General features: G+C 47.7%; 1 protein-coding gene. It reads right to left on the bottom strand.

Annotation, left to right across the window (positions count from 1 at the left end; genetic code table 11):
- Positions 1 to 1,321, bottom strand: a 1,321-nt coding sequence (locus DIT71_RS17960; protein ID WP_158538985.1) for a hypothetical protein, incomplete at both ends; no start/stop codon positions are given.

Here is a 1,321-nt window from a genome sequence, read left to right as displayed (position 1 = left end):
GGGGGGGGCTGGTGGAGCGAAAGCCTTAACGGCACTGTCTATTGCTTGAATAATTGGCTTCTGGTTGTCAGTGCATGGCACATTCCGCTTGTCATTCAACCGTCCCTCGCGCTGGAATACCAAGGACTCTCCATGTTGAAAGCGAAAGCGGCTCGAAAATGAAACTGTGCCACCGCTGGATACAATTCCTTCTGCAAGTAGATCAATCTCTATGTTGCCTAGTGTTTTATTCGAAGAGCCATAGCTTCTATGGATCAGGCCATCACCATCCACCAACTCATCAGGGAAGAAACGCGACAAAGTGTCCGCGAGGATGGTGTTGATATTTTTCTCATAACCCTGTCGATAAGACGAAAATCCGTCCTTAATTGGCAACTGCAAGGTAACTCGGTTGAGCAGATAACTCCTAAGGATACCCGACAGCGCTTGTCGTTTAACCTGAAGCTCTGGAGAATTTGCCAGCTGCTCATCTACAATCGAAAGACAGGCTGTGTATAGCTGTTCAAAAGGGGCCCAATTATTGGTTTTTCGTACCTCAGAAGCCGTTTGATTGATTGCATCCCCCAATGATGGATGCAGGTTTTCCATTTTGGCTATGGGAATCCCATTGCTGACATTCGCCCAGCGAATCTGATCCTGCTCTATCTTAAATTCGATTAGCTCAACAATACTGTCGAACCCTTTCTGCATTCCTCTCAAATAAACTTGCGGACTAAGGTCTATCTGATACGGGAGCTCTCTGGTGAATGCATTTCGACTATTTTTCAGAATGGTTACGATTACGCTGCATAGCTTGCTGGATGATTGAGCATTTTTTATGAGGAGCTCCTGGACGCCTTTTGCCATCGGATCCTTTTCAACCCCAGATTCGGAAAGCTTTGACGTTAAGGATCCAACATGACGATCATTTACGGCTTTAAGTAGTACCATCCGACGAACATACTTATCGTAAACTTGATTTCGGGCCTGCTCAGCTTTCTTGCGCAGCCTCCTGGGCCTAAACAGTCCTTCTTTTGTGGCTTTAAGAAATTCCTCGTAGGCGTTGACGGTATCTCGTCGGGCCGACTCCGCAAACAGGCGTCGTGCAGCGGCCAGGTTGCGCGCTGTTGTATAAGTAAAAACCACTCCCTTATAGCTGAATACGACTCCAAAAGTGAGAATGATCCACAGGAAACGAGAGGCATGTCCGCCGGGGACGGCGAAAGGCACGACAGATGCGGCTAGATGAGATTCGTTAATTGGCTCAGACAAGTCGAGTTCGGGGCTGTAGATCACTTGATTGGCTAAAGCCTCTATAGGCAACAACCGGTTGAGTTCCCAA

The sequence above is a fragment of the Marinobacter vulgaris genome, from assembly GCF_003344045.1.
GTDB lineage: Bacteria > Pseudomonadota > Gammaproteobacteria > Pseudomonadales > Oleiphilaceae > Marinobacter > Marinobacter vulgaris.
This window is presented reverse-complemented; position numbering and strand designations above follow the sequence as displayed.